The following is a 15,630-nucleotide window of genomic DNA, read 5'->3' as shown; positions in this document are numbered from 1 at the left end:
CAAGGCGACTTTCTTATCTTACCACCTCAAGAATAACTTGTCAACAACTTTTTTCATTAAGTTATTTTCGAGTTATTTTTTGTTGTTGTCTTAGCGACGTATATAAATATAACATCTGTTAACTTGTTGGTCAACAACTTTTTCAAAAAAAATAAAAGTTTTCTCGAAAAGATTCCAGAAAACTTTTATTTTGGATATTCCTCCAAATTATAATATGAAATTATTAATAACAAGTAAGGCAGCTATGCCTGGAATACCTAAAATAGCTGAAACAATGGCTGTGGGGAAATTAATAGGGATATGAATACCAAACTGTACGCCAAAGATGTTAATAAAGAAAAGCAGCAGAACGCCAATAATAAGCTTGATCGATAAATTTCCAATGACTCGAAGCATTTTTTCAACACCACCTGTTACTAAGAGTAGAATGATTAGCCCTATTAAAAAAGACACAACTACAATGGGATGATTTAGCATGTTGCCTCCTTCTTAAAGCAGATAAGTTATCTTATATGTATGTCCAAGCATTCAAAAAAAGCACTACTTCCCGGAGGGAAATCTTTATTTTATAAAGACAACAAAACAGGATGCCTCTATGACATCCTGTTAATTGAAATATTTCGATGCTTGGCTTCTTTTAATAGAAAAAGATACTTCATTTTGGCTAATCGAATATCTACCATTACCTCTTCTGAAGGATCTACACTTCTTTCTACCATTGAAGTTTTGTGACTCCATTCCTGCTTTACTTGCATAAAAGTCTTCACAAATTCATCATCGTACTCTTTGCGTAACCAACCTTTTCTTTTAAAAAACATATGCAAGTACCTCGTTATACTTCTCTTCTACCTTCTAGTGCTTTAGATAATGTTACTTCATCTGCGTACTCAAGATCTCCTCCAACGGGTAACCCATGAGCAATTCTAGTAATTTTAATTCCTGTCGGCTTTAAGAGCCTAGAGATATACATAGCCGTAGCTTCGCCCTCTATATTCGGGTTAGTGGCTAAAATCACTTCTTGAATCTCATCATCTTGAAGTCTTTTTAATAACTCTGGTACTTTGATATCTTCAGGCCCTATTCCTTCCATAGGTGAAATTGCGCCATGCAGGACATGATACAAGCCGTTATATTCTTTCATTTTCTCCATTGCAATGACATCCTTAGGGTCTTGCACGACACATACCACATTTCGCTCTCTGCGCTGATCTTGACAAATGTAACAAGGATCTTGATCTGTGATATGTCCGCAAACTGAACAATAGGTTAAATTTCGCTTTGCATTGACTAATGCTTTTGCAAAATCTAATACTGTATCTTCTTTCATAGATAAAACAAAGAACGCTAAGCGAACAGCTGTTTTTGGACCAATGCCGGGTAACTTCATAAAACTATCTATAAGCTTTGATATTGGTTCTGGATAATGCACGTGGCAACCACCTTATTAAAGTCCTGGAATATTTAAACCTTTTGTAAATTGACCCATTGTGTTATTTGTTAAATCGTCCATTTGTTTTAATGCGTCATTTGTTGCTGCTAGTACTAAATCTTGTAGCATTTCAATATCTTCAGGATCTACTACATCCTCTTTAATATTTACATCAATTACTTGTTTCTGACCGTTAACTACAACTGTTACCATTCCGCCGCCAGCTGTACCTTCAACAGTTTTTTCAGCTAACTCTTCCTGCGCTTTTTGCATATCTTTTTGCATTTTTTGCATTTGTTTCATCATTTTTTGCATATTGCCCATGCCTTTCATCATATGAACATTCCTCCTAAATTTACTCTTGAATTTCGATTAAGTCTTCTCCAAATAGCTTTTTCGCTTCTGCAACCACAGGGTCTTCCTCCTGTGGTTGACCGGATGACCCATCACTTTGCTGTCCTTGAAGAAACTCTTCTCTTACTTTATCCCATTCGCTTTCTGGAATTGCAACCATTTCACGCTTGCTGCCAATTAAAGTATATAAGATATTCTCTAAATTATCACGTACATTGTTGTTATTTTCAGAAGCCATTTTGCAATGAATTTCATATTTGAATTTAAGTATAAATGATTGATCTGAAGACGCAACCGGTTCACTGTTAGATAACAACGCTGCATGTGAAGCTTTATTTTGTTGTTTCAATGTGTCCAACACCTGCGCCCAAGATCGCTTAATTGTTTCTAAATTCTGCCGAGTGGCATTTTTTAGAACTTCATTTACCTTCCCAACAGGCGTCTTGTACTGACTTCTGGACTGTCTTGTCTGTTTTTTCTCTGTTTGCACTGCCTGAGCTGTATGATCAACTTGAATGCCTTTTTCTTTTAACTGCTGCAGTTCTGCTTCCATTTGATTCATTTTTTGCAAAATGTCTTGATAGGGAAGAGCACTCTCTTGATTTGTAGAACTTTGAGCTAATTTTACTAAAGCTACTTCAAGTAGCACTCGAGGATGATTACTCCATTTCATCTCTTGCTGAGTTTGGTTCAATTCAGCAATGACTTTATAAATAAAAGCACTATCCATTTTTGAACTGAGTTCTTTAAACTCTTCGTTAACCGCTGCTTTTTCAAGTAAATATGCATTTTCTTCAGAAGCTTGATAAAGCAGAACATCACGATAATAGAAGATGAGGTCCTCTACAAACCTCGCTGGATCTTTTCCGTTTTTAATCAAACTTTCAACAGAGTCTAGCGCTTCTACGATGTTTTTATTAAAGATAGCTTGGACGATCTTCACAATAAAAGACTGTGATACTGCTCCTGTTATGGATAGAACATCCTCCAAGCTCACCTTATCCGTACTATACGAGATAGATTGGTCTAAAAGACTAAGTGCATCACGCATGCCGCCTTCTGAAGCTTTCGCAATTTCGTAAAGAGCATCCTCGCTTACTTCTAGCTCTTCAGAACCTAATACTTCCTTCATTCGATATACGATATCTTCTGGCGAAATGCGTTTGAAATCAAAGCGCTGACATCTAGAGATAATCGTTAATGGAATTTTATGCGGCTCTGTTGTAGCTAAAATAAAGATAACATGTGCAGGAGGTTCTTCTAACGTTTTTAACAAAGCGTTAAAAGCTCCAATTGAAAGCATATGAACCTCATCAATAATATACACTTTGTATCGAACAGCACTAGGTGCATATTTTACTTTATCACGGATATCTCGAATTTCATCGACTCCATTATTAGAAGCTGCATCAATTTCAATTACATCAGAAATGGAACCATCAGTAATTCCCCGACAAGTTGCACATTCATTACAGGGTTCAGCAATGGGTGCTTTTTCACAGTTAACGGCTTTCGCTAAAATTTTAGCAGCTGTTGTCTTTCCTGTCCCTCGAGGCCCAGAAAATAAATACGCATGCGAAAATTTCTCTTGGACAAGGGCATTTTGAAGTGTTTTGATAATATGTTGTTGACCGACTACGTCGTTAAAGCTTTGAGGACGGTATACACGGTACAGAGCCTGATATGCCACTACATCCTCTCCTTTTAATATAATTCATTAGTTATCATTATAGCGTATTATGAGGTTTTTTTTCAAAATAGTGAGAGATAAAATAAAAAGCCTACTCCAACAGAGTAGACTAAACTTATGTATATAACTGCCGTGCACCTTCCGTCGATTAGCCACCCCAGGCGTTACTTAAGCAGTTAGCTCGGTTCAGGCGACCCCATGGCACATGAGAGGTTCTGCTTACTGCTGCTTCCTTCCGGACCTGACAGGGTTCACAGATTCCCATTGCATAGGACCCAAACGTCAACACCACTTACTTAAGGCAGGCCCTAAGATGAGCTAACCTCAAGAAGGAATTCGGCCTCGCTAGAGCGGATTGCGAGTACAGGGCACCGCTACCTCCCCGCTTAGCACGGCAAAGTTGAAACCAATAGTTTGGGCATCAAGTTGATGCATTTACAAGTATACGTCTTTTCATTCAAAAATGCAACCGCTATAGAAAACTTACTTTTTTAGCGCTATTTTCCAGACTTTTTTCGTTGACGCAACTCACGAAAAAAGGTCGTTAAGAGGCTCCCGCATTCTTTTTCTAGCATACCTCCTACTACTTCTGCTTGATGATTAAACTTTTCAAACTCTAATAAATTTAACAATGTTCCCGCGCAGCCACCTTTAGGATCATAAGCGCCAAACACAACTCTTTTCACTCTTGATAATACAATAGCACCTGCACACATCGGACATGGTTCTAAGGTGACATATAATGTAGCGTCTTCCAATCTCCATGTTCTTAGTTTCTTACATGCTTCATCAATTGCTAAAAGTTCCGCATGAGCAACTGATCGCTGTTCTGTTTCTCGTAAGTTATAAGCTGAAGCAACCACCTCATCATTTTGAACAATAACTGCTCCAATGGGAACCTCTAATTTATCTTTGGCTTTTAATGCTTCATCAATTGCCAACCTCATATACTTTTCATCATTTAACACTTTTTATCCAACCTTACATATTATATTTTTTCTGAGTCAAACTATTTACTATGTACATCAGGAAAAGGAGAGACCTTGTGTGAAGAACGCTAAAACTGCTTTAATTATTATTGATATGCTAAACGATTTTCAATTTAAAAACGGCAAAATACTTGCTGAAAAATCTTTAACAATTGCTCAAAATATTTCCAAATTAAAACAATATGCCTCGTCTCAACATATCCCTATCATTTATGTCAATGACCACTATAAGCTATGGCAAGCAAACTTAGAAACCATTTTAACACACTGCACAAATGAGATAAGCTCACCCGTTCTACATCACATTTCACCACAAAACGCTGATTACTTTTTAATTAAACCAAAGCATTCTATCTTCTATGGAACAGCTTTAAATATTTTGCTATCACAGCTCGATGTTCATACACTTATTTTAACAGGAATTGCGGGAAATATATGCGTGCTTTTTTCAGCTAACGATGCTTATATGCGTGAGTATAACTTAATTGTACCTGAAGATTGTATTGCTTCAAACGCAGATGAAGACAATACCTTTGCTTTGAGAATGATGCATAATGTATTAAATGCTCATATTTGCAAACATACCGAGTTGATGAATTAAGTAAAAAGCCTTCTCATATGATGGAAGTAAGTCATATGAAATGGAGGCTTTTTATTATGCAAATTTACACTGTTAAAGCAGGTGACAGTATATATAGTATTGCAAAACAGTTCCGCATTGACGCAGGGAAAATTATAAGAGCAAATGAATTACCTAATCCAAATCAACTCGTCATCGGGCAATCTATGGTTATTCCAATCAACGGTACTTACTACACAGTAAAAGCCGGGGACACTATATGGAAGATAGGAAGAAAATTAGGCGTTAGCTATCAGGCTATTGCCAATGCGAACAATGTTTCAGTTACAGCACCCTTAACCCCTGGCCGCCGCATCTTAATTCCTCCTTCCCCCAACAAAAGAAACGGTGAGTTTTTAGGGTATGTTGAAACAAGCAATCGAAAAATCACTCCTCAAACAGAGAAAATGATTAATCAAAATGCAAAATACCTTACTTATCTCGGGCCGGCGAACTTTGAAGTGCAAAAAGACGGTTCTCTAAAGGCGCCTCCACTTAACAATCTAGGTTCTATTGCTAAAGAAAATGACGTCATTTTCTTAATGGTATTGGCTAATATTGAAAACGGCGCATTCAGTGACGAAGTCGGCCGAGCAATTTTAACTAATAAAGACGTTCAAGATACGCTTTTAAATAATATTGTAAAAACAGCGAAAGAACAAAATTTCAGAGACATTCACTTTGACTTCGAATTTTTGCGTCCGGCAGATAAAGAAGCCTATATTGCATTTTTACAGAAAGCAAAAAAGCGTCTTCAAGATGAGCAACTTCTTATGTCTGTCGCTTTAGCTCCGAAAACAAGTCGAGATCAAAAAGGCAAATGGTATGAAGCACATGATTATAAAGCCATTGGAGAGATTGCTAACTTCGTTGTTCCGATGACATACGAATGGGGATATAGCGGTGGGCCTCCTATGGCCGTCTCTCCTATTGGTCCCGTACGTGATGTTTTAGAATATGCAGTATCTGAAATACCTAGTTCAAAAATTATCATGGGTCAAAACCTATACGGTTACGATTGGACACTTCCTTACAAACCAGGAGGAGAATATGCCAAGGCCATTAGTCCTCAACGAGCTATTGAGTTGGCAGCTCGCTATAAAGTAGCGATTCAATACGACAATAAAGCACAAGCTCCTTTCTTCCGGTATAAAGATGAACAGCAGCGCACCCACGAAGTATGGTTTGAAGACGCTAGGTCTATTCAGGCCAAGTTTGATTTAATCAAAGAATTAAAACTTAGAGGAATGGCCTACTGGAAACTAGGCTTAGATTTCCCGCAAAACTGGCTCTTGATTGAAGACAACTTCAAAATTACAAAAAGAGTGACACAACCATAAATAGGGAAAGCTTACTGTGAACAGTAGGCTTTTTGTTATTCTTCTTACTGAAAGAAATTTCTTTTCCCCTTATTCTCCTTCTCTATGTTAAAATATTTTTTGTCTGTTTTTTTTGAACGAGTGGTCATGAAGGAGGCAAATGAATGCAAGGCACACCTTTTATTTCAGTAGAAGGACCCATCGGTGTCGGAAAAACCTCTCTAGCTAAAGAGATTGCACAAGCATTTCAATTCGAAATTTTAAAAGAAATCGTAGATGAAAATCCATTTCTCGGGAAATTTTATGAAAATATCAACGAGTGGAGTTTTCAAACCGAAATGTTTTTTCTATGTAATCGATATAAGCAGTTGGAGGATATTCAAAAAGGGTTCTTATCTTATAAAAAACCTGTTGTAGCAGATTATCATATTATGAAAAACATGATTTTTGCTGAGCAAACGTTAAAAGATGAACAGTATAAAAAATATGTACAAATCTTCCACATCTTAACGGCTGATATGCCAGCTCCGAACATTATTATTTATTTAAATGCCAGTTTAGATACCTTGTTAAAGCGGATTAAAATGCGCGGAAGAGAAATTGAACGAAACATCGATCCTCACTACCTTGCGAGGCTAAGTGATGATTATGAAAAGGCTATGTCGGCGTTTGAACAAAATAATCCTGATGTAACCATTTTACGTTATGACGGTGATGAAATAGATTTTGTACAAAATAAACAACACTTAAATAGAATCTTATCAGAGGTTCAAGAAAGTATGTTAAAAAGGAGTATGTAATGGTAAACTTACGATCGAAATACAACATTCCTAATGATGCTGTGTTGACGATAGCGGGTACAGTTGGAGTTGGGAAATCTACAATGACTCAATCATTGGCTGATGCTCTCCAATTTCGCACATCGTTTGAAAAAGTAGATTCCAACCCTTACCTGGACAAATTTTATGGAGATTTTGAACGTTGGAGCTTCCACCTACAGGTATATTTTCTAGCGGAACGCTTTAAAGAACAAAAGAAAATTTTCGAGTATGGCGGCGGCTTCATCCAAGACAGATCCATTTACGAAGATACCGGTATCTTTGCTAAGATGCATTTTGAAAAAGGAACGATGTCTAAAGTAGACTATGAAACATATACAAGCTTGTTCGATGCAATGGTTATGACTCCGTATTTTCCTCATCCGGATCTGCTCATTTATTTGGAAGGCAGCTTCGAAGATATTGTAGATCGCATTCAAGAAAGAGGGCGACCAATGGAACAGCAAACGCCTCTTGATTATTGGAAAGAGATGCACGCCCGATACGAAGACTGGATTAATAACTTTACGGCTTGCCCTATTCTTCGTTTAGATATTAGAGAATACGACCTTATCAAGGATCCGGATTCAATTGAATCAATTGTTGAAAAAGTGGCTCGCTTTTTACAACATAATGAAAAGCTAAAACGTCGTCATCTATAAAAAAATGCCGCTTTAATAGATAAAGCGGCATTTTTAACAAATAAAAAACCGTTACTTATAAGTAACGGTTTTCCAATCTCCAATTTATCGCGCTATGTTAATTGCATTATAAGTCAAATATGGCGGAGGAAGAGGGATTCGAACCCCCGCGGGCTTTAACACCCCTGTCGGTTTTCAAGACCGATCCCTTCAGCCGGACTTGGGTATTCCTCCGTATCGACAAGTATTAATTTATCATATACAAATAATGAAGTCAACCCTTTTATTGATTTTTTTAAAAAAGATGTTCATTAAGAATTAATTCTTAATGAACATCTTCTACTTTTATTTAGAGATAAATTCTTTATTTCCCATATATGGACGCAGCACTTCTGGAATTTGAATTGATCCATCTTCCTGCTGGTAGTTTTCTAAAATTGCAGCTACCGTACGGCCAATTGCTAAGCCAGAACCGTTTAGTGTATGAACATGTTCTGGTTTTGCTTTTGTATCACGGCGGAAGCGAATATTAGCACGACGAGCTTGGAAGCTTTCAAAGTTTGAACAAGAAGAAATTTCACGATACGTTTCATAACTTGGAATCCAAACTTCAATATCATACTTTTTGGCTGCTGTGAAACCTAAGTCAGCTGTACACATGCTTAGAACTCGGTAAGGTAAACCTAATAGTTGAAGAACCTTTTCAGCATGGCCCGTTAATTTTTCTAATTCATCATAAGAATCTTCTGGCTTAACAAAGCGAACGAGTTCTACTTTATTAAACTGATGCTGACGAATAAGACCACGTGTATCTCTTCCTGCAGAGCCTGCTTCAGAGCGGAAGCAAGCACTATACGCTGTATAAGCAATTGGAAGCTGATCTCCGCTTAAAATTTCATCACGATGTAAATTTGTAACTGGTACTTCAGCTGTAGGAATTAAGAAATAATCTTCTTCTTTAATCTTGAATGCATCTTCTTCAAATTTAGGAAGCTGCCCTGTTCCTGTCATGCTTGTGCGATTCACCATATATGGAGGAAGGATTTCTTCATAACCATGCTCATCCATATGTAAATCCATCATAAAGTTAATAAGAGCGCGTTCTAATCTTGCACCTAACCCTTTATAAAAGACAAAGCGGCTTCCCGTTACTTTCGAAGCTCTTTCAAAATCTAAAATATTTAAATCTGTTCCTAAATCCCAATGCGGTTTTGGTTCAAAATCAAATTGTTTAATTTCTCCCCATTTGCGAACTTCTACGTTATCATCTTCAGTTTCACCTACAGGCGTACTTTCATGTGGAACGTTAGGAATTGAAAGCAGCAATAGTTCTAATTCTTCTTCAACGCTGCGAAGCTCTTCATCCAATTGCTTTACGCGATCTCCTACTTCACGCATTTCAACGATTAAATGATCAGCATCTTGTTTTTCACGCTTCAATTGTGCAATTTGCTGTGATACTTCATTTCGCTTGCTTTTTAACTCTTCTGTTTGAGCAATTAGCTCACGGCGTTTTGCATCTAAATCTTCAAAGCGACCTAAGTCCGTTAAGTCCTCACCACGAAACTTGAGCTTTTCTTTTACTTCATTAAAATTAGCACGTAAAAATTTTAAATCTAACATACTTAGTACCTCCTTTAGTATAAAAGGGCAAAATAAAAACTCTCATCCCCATGAAAGGGACGAGAGTTTACCCGCGTTGCCACCCTAATTGAAAGCTAAAATAAGCCTTCCTCTTAAACCAGATAACGGATGAACCGAAACTGCCTACTACTTTTTCGACAGCTTGCTCCAGGACGGATTCATAAGAATTGATTATCGATTCACACCAGCCATCGACTCTCTTGAAATCAAAAATCTTATTACTATTTCCTATCAACGCTTTATACCAATATCATTTTTATTAATCATAATGTACTACAAGTCTTTACAAGATGCAATTCATTTATACAGGTTTTTTTGAAGCTTCTTCAACCATTGCTACAAAATACTGCGCCATGCGGGCATCATCTGTCAATTCTGGATGAAACGAACATCCCAAGAATTGACCTTGTCTTGCCGCAACGATTCGGTCGTTATGCATAGCTAAGACTTCAACGTTTTCTCCTACTTCTACAATATGCGGAGCACGGATAAATACGCCTATAAAACCTTCACCGATATCTTTAATATTTAAGGCAGCTTCAAAGCTATCCCGTTGACGCCCAAACGAGTTTCGAGCTACCGTAATATCCATAACACCTAAATGGGGCTCTTCACGGTCAACGACTTGTCCTGCGAGTAAAATTAAACCCGCACACGTACCAAATACCGGTTTACCTGCTTGTGCAAACTGGCGAAGAGGTTCCATAAAGTCATATTTGTCAATCAGACGACGCATCGCTGTGCTTTCCCCGCCCGGTAGGATTAAACCATCTATTTCGTTTAGCTGTTCAACTTTTTTTATGATAATGGCTTCAGCGCCTGCTGCTTCTAATGCTTGTGCATGCTCGCGAAAGGCACCTTGTAATCCTAACACGCCTACTTTTACCATTTTGTCAAAACTCCCTTTAAATTACCATCCACGCTCTTGCATGCGGTTTTCTGGTAATAATGATGAAATTTCAATCCCTTTCATTGCACTTCCTAACCCTTTTGATAAGTTTGCAATCAGTTCATAGTCTTGATAATGTGTTGTTGCTTCCACGATTGCACGTGCAAACTTTTCAGGGTTGTCTGATTTAAAGATTCCTGATCCAACGAACACGCCGTCTGCTCCAAGCTGCATCATTAACGCTGCATCTGCTGGTGTTGCTACACCGCCTGCTGCAAAGTTTACAACTGGTAAACGACCTTCACGTTTAATTTGCAGTAATAACTCATAAGGTGCGCCTAATAGTTTTGCTTCTGTCATTAACTCATCTTCGTCCATGCCCACAACTTTACGTACTTGAGCGTTTACTTGACGCATATGACGTACTGCTTCCACGATGTTCCCTGTCCCTGGTTCGCCCTTTGTACGAAGCATTGCAGCTCCTTCAGCAATACGACGAGATGCTTCGCCAAGATCACGGCAACCGCACACAAATGGAACCGTAAATGTATTTTTATTTAAATGAAACTCCTCATCAGCTGGAGTCAACACTTCACTTTCATCGATGTAGTCTACACCCATCGCTTCTAGCACGCGTGCTTCAACAATATGGCCAATACGAGCTTTTGCCATAACTGGAATGGACACAGCATTCATCACTTCTTCAACAATTGTTGGGTCTGCCATACGAGACACGCCGCCTGCTGCACGGATATCAGCTGGAACACGCTCTAATGCCATAACGGCAACAGCGCCTGCTGCTTCTGCAATTTTTGCTTGCTCTGCATTGATCACGTCCATGATAACGCCACCTTTTTGCATTTCCGCCATTCCCCGTTTTACACGATCAGTACCTGTAATGTTATTCATGTTTGTCTTCCTCCTGTATCAAGTGTTTCACAATAATTTTTAGTGTATATACAAAATTCAAAACTTAGTGTCTATTTTACCGCATTTTTCGGAAAATTCCTATCTAATTTATAGATTATATACAAACAAATCTAAAATAAAAAAAAGAGATACTCTCTTGTAGTATCTCTTCTTTCTCTTGAGTTATCATTAAAACCAGTTATTCACTGTATTTGCAGCATTCATCCAAATATCGCTGAAGAAGTTGCCAATACTGCGGATAGCGAGAGAGAACCATCCAGCTTTTTCAACAGATTCGTTTGTCATAACCGGCGTCATGCTATCTGTAGTTTGACCTCCTACATAGCCTAAATCTTTAAGATTGCTGTTTGTTGCACTCACATAAGCAACTGTTTCTCCTTTTTTAATAGGAGCAACAACTTTTTGATCGTTCATAACTTTATCGTTTAACTTAAAGTTGATTTTAGTATGATCTTTTTGACCTTTTTTGGTAATAATTTTTACCGAATTCTTTGGAGAAACGGAAGCTTCTTTTGATTTTCCTTTAGCAACATCAATTGTTTCATGCCCTTTAATCTCGCCGTTAGCAGGCACTACTTCTTTTAACTGAAAATGACTAAAAGCATAATCCAATATCTTTTTTGTTTGGGAAAAACGAGCAGCTTCCGTAGACTTGCCGTTTTCCTTAGCATTCATTACAACTGTTATGTATCTTACCCCGTTACGCTCTGCAGTCCCAGTGAAACATTGACCTGCAAAATCTGTATGGCCAGTTTTTAAACCGTCTACGCCGCTGTAGGCAGCTGAAAAACCTGGGAGCATCTTATTCCAATTGTTCATTTTTGTTTCGCCTTGTTGCCCTTGTCTAAACATCTTAGAAGGAGTTTTAGCTACTTCCAAAGATTCTGGATAATCATGAATTAAGTGATAAGCAAGGGTAGCAACTGCCCGAGCCGATAGAAGGTTCTCATCTTCTTTCTTCGTTCCTTTTGGATACATTCCTTTTAACAGAGAATTAGAAAGACCTGTAGAATTGACAAATTTTGATTCACCCATATTTAATCTTTTTGCCGTTTCGTTCATTAACTTAATAAAGTTTTCTTCAGAATCACTGACAGCTTCAGCTAAAGCAATTGCAGCTCCATTAGCTGAGTAAATAGCCATGGCATCATATAATTCTTTCACCGTGTATTTTTGGTTTTCAATTAACGGTACATTCGATAATCCATAATCCTGAGAAATTTTAGCTGCATATTTACTAACTGGCACACGTTGATCCCAAGATAATTTCTTATCTTTTATGGATTCTAATACTAGGTATTCCGTCATCATTTTTGTCATGCTTGCAATACCTAATAAAGCATCCGCATTTTTCCCGTATAATACTTTCCCCGTACTTGCCTCTACTAAGATCGCTGCATCTGCTTCAACGCCAATATCATCTGTTTTAGGAGCAGCTGATGCTTGTGTAGAGACAAAAAATACGCTGGCCATTAACATAACAGCAATGACACAAATTAATTGTTTCTGTACTGCGTTTCTCACTCTATACCCTCCAAACGTAAACTCACATAAATGTAATTTTATCATATTAAAATTTAAAAAAATAGATAAAGAAGTACTGTTACATTCATGATCCATGACTTAAAAAACACGTTTCCCTAATAGGGAAACGTGTTTTTTAGCATTCATGATTATCTCATAGAATAGTTAGGAGATTCTTTTGTGATTTGTACATCATGTGGGTGGCTTTCTCTTAAACCTGCTCCAGTCATACGAATGAATTGTGCCTGTTCACGTAACGCTTCTAAGTTAGCTGAACCACAGTAACCCATTCCTGCGCGTAAACCGCCAATCATTTGATATAAAGTATCTGCTACAGGTCCTTTGTAAGGCAAACGTCCTTCGATACCTTCTGGGACTAATTTTTTATTATCTTCTTGGAAGTATCGATCTTTACTTCCTTTTTCCATAGCTCCTACAGAGCCCATTCCACGGTACACTTTAAAGCGTCTACCCTGGTAGATTTCTGTTTCTCCAGGACTTTCTGTCGTCCCTGCTAGAAGGCTTCCTAGCATTACTGTATGTCCACCAGCCGCAAGTGCTTTTACAATATCTCCAGAGTATTTAATACCGCCATCTGCGATAATAGCTACACCGTGCTTACGAGCTTCAGTTGCACAGTCATATACTGCTGTAATTTGTGGAACGCCTACACCAGCTACAACACGAGTTGTACAAATTGAACCAGGTCCAATTCCTACTTTTACTACGTTTGCTCCTGCTTCAATTAATGCTTTTGTACCTTCAGCAGTTGCTACGTTACCAGCAATAATATTTAACTCTGGATATGCCTCGCGAATGCTGCTTACCGTATCTAAAACGCCTTGTGAATGTCCATGCGCTGTATCAATAACGATAACATCAACGCCAGCTTGTACTAATTTTTCGATACGAACGTTTGAATCAGCTGTTACGCCAACAGCTGCTCCAACTAATAATCGACCTTGTTGATCTTTAGCTGCATTTGGAAACTCAATTACTTTTTCAATGTCTTTAATTGTGATAAGGCCTTTTAATACGCCATTGTCATCTACAAGAGGTAACTTTTCAATTTTGTATTGCTGTAGAATTTTCTCTGCTTCTTCTAAAGTCGTTCCTACTGGGGCAGTAACCAATTCTTCTTTTGTCATTACATCAGCAATTTGCATTGAATAATCTTGGATAAAACGCAAGTCGCGGTTTGTAAGGATTCCAACTAGTTTTTGTTCTTCTTCGTTGTTGACAATCGGCACACCTGAGATACGGTATTTGCCCATTAAATGTTCAGCAGCAAATACTTGGTTTTCAGGAGTTAAAAAGAAAGGATCCGTGATAACACCACTTTCAGAACGTTTTACTTTATCAACTTGTTCTGCTTGCTGTTCAATCGACATGTTTTTGTGAATGATACCTAAACCACCTTGTCTAGCCATCGCAATAGCCATTTCAGCTTCTGTAACTGTATCCATTCCTGCACTGATGAACGGCACCTTTAATTTTAATGTTTTTGTTAGTTCAACACTCATATCAACGTCTTTAGGTAGTACCTCAGATTTTGCTGGCACCAGTAAAACGTCATCAAATGTTAAGCCTTCTTTAGAAAATTTGCTTTCCCACATTATAGAATCCTCCTTTAAACGACAGAATATTATTAGTAGATTAACAAGCAGATATGTACCTGTCAATAACTTCACTAGATATCAGATAATTCTAATAAAAAGAAAAGGTGATTTAATTGCATAAATTTAATGATGTTTGGACGTCCTACAATTTATTTTTCTCCGTTCCTTTTGTACAAGACTTTTTAAAAAAGCGCTATCAAAAATTGAATTATAGCGATGCAGAGCAACATAGCTTTAAAAACAGTTACCCCTTTATTTATTATCTGGAACACAGTAAAAATTATTATCAAGTTGCGGCACAATCTCCTGTATCAGTTCAACCAGTTTTATTATTTTATGGAATGTCACAGCTGTTAAAAGCCTGTTTGTTAACGCAAAACCCAGTATATCCAGAAAATACAGCGGTGTTAGCACATGGAGTATCAACACGAAAAAGAAAAAAACAAAGTTATGATTTTTTAGATGATGAAGTTAAGATCCAAAAAAGCGGTTTGTTTTCACAAGTAGGAGAAGAATTGTTTCATGTGAAACAACTGGAAGGTAGTAAATATACAATGAATTATCTGTTGTCGTGCGTACCGGAATTAGATACATTATTTTTAAATTTAGGAACTGGATCATTTTCCCATTTAACAACTATTGGGTCGCTTCCAGCTACCTCTTTGTCTATTCCTGAACAAGTTACACGGTGTTATCATATGAATCACGAAAGGCTCTACTCTTTTTTAAAAGAGCGTTCCCACCTATCATTGTCTCTGTCAGAAGATCAGGTATGTATTCTTGATCCTTCAAGCTGTTTATATAATTGTTCACCTTTTATGTACAATTTCCAAAATAACACGCTGCATGCACCTTTGGAAAAAGATAGCTGCTTATATTTCCCTGAGATGTTGGCACATTACTTATTACTTTATAATTTAAGTATGATTTCACGTTATGAAACAGAGTGGTGGTATGAATTATTGCATACATACTCTTCGAAAGATTACCCATTTATCTTGAGGTTCCTTGAAGTTACGGCTCAAAAGATTCCTTACTTAATTTCTTGTTACTTAAATGAACATACAAAAAAAGACTAGCTAAAATAGCTAGTCTTTTTCAAGTGCCTGGCAACGTCCTACTCTCACAGGGACAAAGTCCCAACTACCATTGGCGCTAAAGAGCT

General features: G+C 37.6%; 16 protein-coding genes, 1 tRNA gene, 1 other RNA gene and 1 other annotated feature. Of the genes, 5 read left to right on the top strand and 13 right to left on the bottom strand.

The window, feature by feature from the left end:
• Positions 1 to 207: 207 nt before the first annotated feature.
• The 7 genes from OK414_RS00090 to tadA form a co-directional block, all read right to left on the bottom strand.
• Positions 208 to 477, bottom strand: a complete 270-nt coding sequence (locus OK414_RS00090) for a pro-sigmaK processing inhibitor BofA family protein (RefSeq protein ID WP_013081328.1) — start codon at positions 475 to 477, stop codon at positions 208 to 210.
• 116 nt (positions 478 to 593) lie between these two features.
• On the bottom strand, positions 594 to 818 hold the full coding sequence (locus OK414_RS00085) for a YaaL family protein (RefSeq protein ID WP_013054840.1): 225 nt from the start codon (positions 816 to 818) through the stop codon (positions 594 to 596).
• A 14-nt stretch (positions 819 to 832) separates the two neighbouring features.
• Complete coding sequence (gene recR, locus OK414_RS00080) at positions 833 to 1,429, bottom strand: recombination mediator RecR (RefSeq protein WP_013054839.1); 597 nt, start codon at positions 1,427 to 1,429, stop codon at positions 833 to 835.
• Positions 1,430 to 1,444: 15 nt separating this feature from the next.
• On the bottom strand, positions 1,445 to 1,765 hold the full coding sequence (locus tag OK414_RS00075; RefSeq protein ID WP_013081327.1) for a YbaB/EbfC family nucleoid-associated protein: 321 nt from the start codon (positions 1,763 to 1,765) through the stop codon (positions 1,445 to 1,447).
• A 19-nt stretch (positions 1,766 to 1,784) separates the two neighbouring features.
• Complete coding sequence (gene dnaX / locus OK414_RS00070; protein WP_016762695.1) at positions 1,785 to 3,473, bottom strand: DNA polymerase III subunit gamma/tau; 1,689 nt, start codon at positions 3,471 to 3,473, stop codon at positions 1,785 to 1,787.
• Positions 3,474 to 3,603: 130 nt separating this feature from the next.
• An RNA gene (gene ffs / locus OK414_RS00065) (signal recognition particle sRNA large type) lies at positions 3,604 to 3,868 on the bottom strand.
• A gap of 102 nt (positions 3,869 to 3,970) precedes the next feature.
• The gene (tadA, locus tag OK414_RS00060; RefSeq protein ID WP_080743114.1) at positions 3,971 to 4,441 is read right to left on the bottom strand and encodes a tRNA adenosine(34) deaminase TadA; all 471 of its coding nucleotides are present in this window, start codon (positions 4,439 to 4,441) and stop codon (positions 3,971 to 3,973) included.
• Positions 4,442 to 4,520: 79 nt separating this feature from the next.
• Here tadA and OK414_RS00055 point away from each other — a divergent pair, with 79 nt between their 5' ends.
• The 4 genes from OK414_RS00055 (at position 4,521) to OK414_RS00040 (ending at position 7,880) form a co-directional block, all read left to right on the top strand.
• Positions 4,521 to 5,063, top strand: coding sequence for an isochorismatase family cysteine hydrolase (locus tag OK414_RS00055; RefSeq protein ID WP_016762693.1), 543 nt, complete (start codon positions 4,521 to 4,523; stop codon positions 5,061 to 5,063).
• 56 nt (positions 5,064 to 5,119) lie between these two features.
• A complete protein-coding gene (locus OK414_RS00050; RefSeq protein WP_013081323.1) occupies positions 5,120 to 6,421 on the top strand; it encodes a glycoside hydrolase family 18 protein in 1,302 nt (433 codons plus the stop codon).
• Positions 6,422 to 6,564: 143 nt separating this feature from the next.
• Positions 6,565 to 7,200 carry a deoxynucleoside kinase gene (locus OK414_RS00045; RefSeq protein ID WP_013081322.1) on the top strand — a complete coding sequence of 212 codons (636 nt, stop codon included), beginning with the start codon at positions 6,565 to 6,567 and terminating at the stop codon, positions 7,198 to 7,200.
• Positions 7,200 to 7,880 (top strand): deoxynucleoside kinase, encoded by a 681-nt coding sequence (locus OK414_RS00040; RefSeq protein WP_013054832.1) that lies wholly within the window; start codon positions 7,200 to 7,202, stop codon positions 7,878 to 7,880. The genes OK414_RS00045 and OK414_RS00040 overlap by 1 nt, the downstream gene beginning before the upstream one ends.
• Before the next feature lie 120 nt (positions 7,881 to 8,000).
• Here the strand turns inward: OK414_RS00040 and OK414_RS00035 are convergent.
• The 6 genes from OK414_RS00035 to guaB all read right to left on the bottom strand — a co-directional run bounded on the left by OK414_RS00035 (position 8,001) and on the right by guaB (position 14,462).
• Positions 8,001 to 8,093, bottom strand: a tRNA-Ser gene (locus OK414_RS00035).
• Positions 8,094 to 8,204: 111 nt separating this feature from the next.
• Positions 8,205 to 9,482, bottom strand: coding sequence for a serine--tRNA ligase (serS, locus tag OK414_RS00030; protein ID WP_016762690.1), 1,278 nt, complete (start codon positions 9,480 to 9,482; stop codon positions 8,205 to 8,207).
• 52 nt (positions 9,483 to 9,534) lie between these two features.
• Positions 9,535 to 9,747: a binding site (T-box leader), on the bottom strand.
• A 57-nt stretch (positions 9,748 to 9,804) separates the two neighbouring features.
• A complete protein-coding gene (gene pdxT, locus OK414_RS00025) occupies positions 9,805 to 10,392 on the bottom strand; it encodes a pyridoxal 5'-phosphate synthase glutaminase subunit PdxT (RefSeq protein ID WP_016762689.1) in 588 nt (195 codons plus the stop codon).
• A gap of 21 nt (positions 10,393 to 10,413) precedes the next feature.
• Positions 10,414 to 11,301: a pyridoxal 5'-phosphate synthase lyase subunit PdxS gene (gene pdxS / locus OK414_RS00020; RefSeq protein WP_013054829.1), complete on the bottom strand. Its 888-nt coding sequence runs from the start codon at positions 11,299 to 11,301 to the stop codon at positions 10,414 to 10,416.
• A 189-nt stretch (positions 11,302 to 11,490) separates the two neighbouring features.
• Positions 11,491 to 12,846, bottom strand: coding sequence for a serine hydrolase (locus OK414_RS00015; protein ID WP_034648171.1), 1,356 nt, complete (start codon positions 12,844 to 12,846; stop codon positions 11,491 to 11,493).
• Between the two features lie 149 nt (positions 12,847 to 12,995).
• Positions 12,996 to 14,462: an IMP dehydrogenase gene (gene guaB / locus OK414_RS00010; protein ID WP_013081319.1), complete on the bottom strand. Its 1,467-nt coding sequence runs from the start codon at positions 14,460 to 14,462 to the stop codon at positions 12,996 to 12,998.
• 116 nt (positions 14,463 to 14,578) lie between these two features.
• Here guaB and OK414_RS00005 point away from each other — a divergent pair, with 116 nt between their 5' ends.
• A complete protein-coding gene (locus OK414_RS00005) occupies positions 14,579 to 15,544 on the top strand; it encodes a YaaC family protein (protein WP_034648173.1) in 966 nt (321 codons plus the stop codon).
• Positions 15,545 to 15,630 lie beyond the last annotated feature (86 nt).

The sequence above is a fragment of the Priestia sp. JV24 genome (assembly GCF_025910025.1).
Classification (GTDB): Bacteria; Bacillota; Bacilli; order Bacillales; family Bacillaceae_H; genus Priestia; species Priestia megaterium.
Note: the sequence above shows the minus strand (reverse complement) of the source record. Positions and strands in the feature narration are given on the sequence as shown.

Coding starts and splice junctions, on each gene's coding strand:
- OK414_RS00050 (WP_013081323.1), top strand. CDS start 5,120: ATGCAAATTTACACTGTTAAAGCAGGTGACAGTATATATAGTATTGCA.
- OK414_RS00040 (WP_013054832.1), top strand. CDS start 7,200: ATGGTAAACTTACGATCGAAATACAACATTCCTAATGATGCTGTGTTG.
- pdxS (WP_013054829.1), bottom strand. CDS start 11,301: ATGAATAACATTACAGGTACTGATCGTGTAAAACGGGGAATGGCGGAA.
- OK414_RS00075 (WP_013081327.1), bottom strand. CDS start 1,765: ATGATGAAAGGCATGGGCAATATGCAAAAAATGATGAAACAAATGCAA.
- OK414_RS00085 (WP_013054840.1), bottom strand. CDS start 818: ATGTTTTTTAAAAGAAAAGGTTGGTTACGCAAAGAGTACGATGATGAA.
- pdxT (WP_016762689.1), bottom strand. CDS start 10,392: ATGGTAAAAGTAGGCGTGTTAGGATTACAAGGTGCCTTTCGCGAGCAT.
- guaB (WP_013081319.1), bottom strand. CDS start 14,462: ATGTGGGAAAGCAAATTTTCTAAAGAAGGCTTAACATTTGATGACGTT.
- OK414_RS00045 (WP_013081322.1), top strand. CDS start 6,565: ATGCAAGGCACACCTTTTATTTCAGTAGAAGGACCCATCGGTGTCGGA.
- serS (WP_016762690.1), bottom strand. CDS start 9,482: ATGTTAGATTTAAAATTTTTACGTGCTAATTTTAATGAAGTAAAAGAA.
- OK414_RS00090 (WP_013081328.1), bottom strand. CDS start 477: ATGCTAAATCATCCCATTGTAGTTGTGTCTTTTTTAATAGGGCTAATC.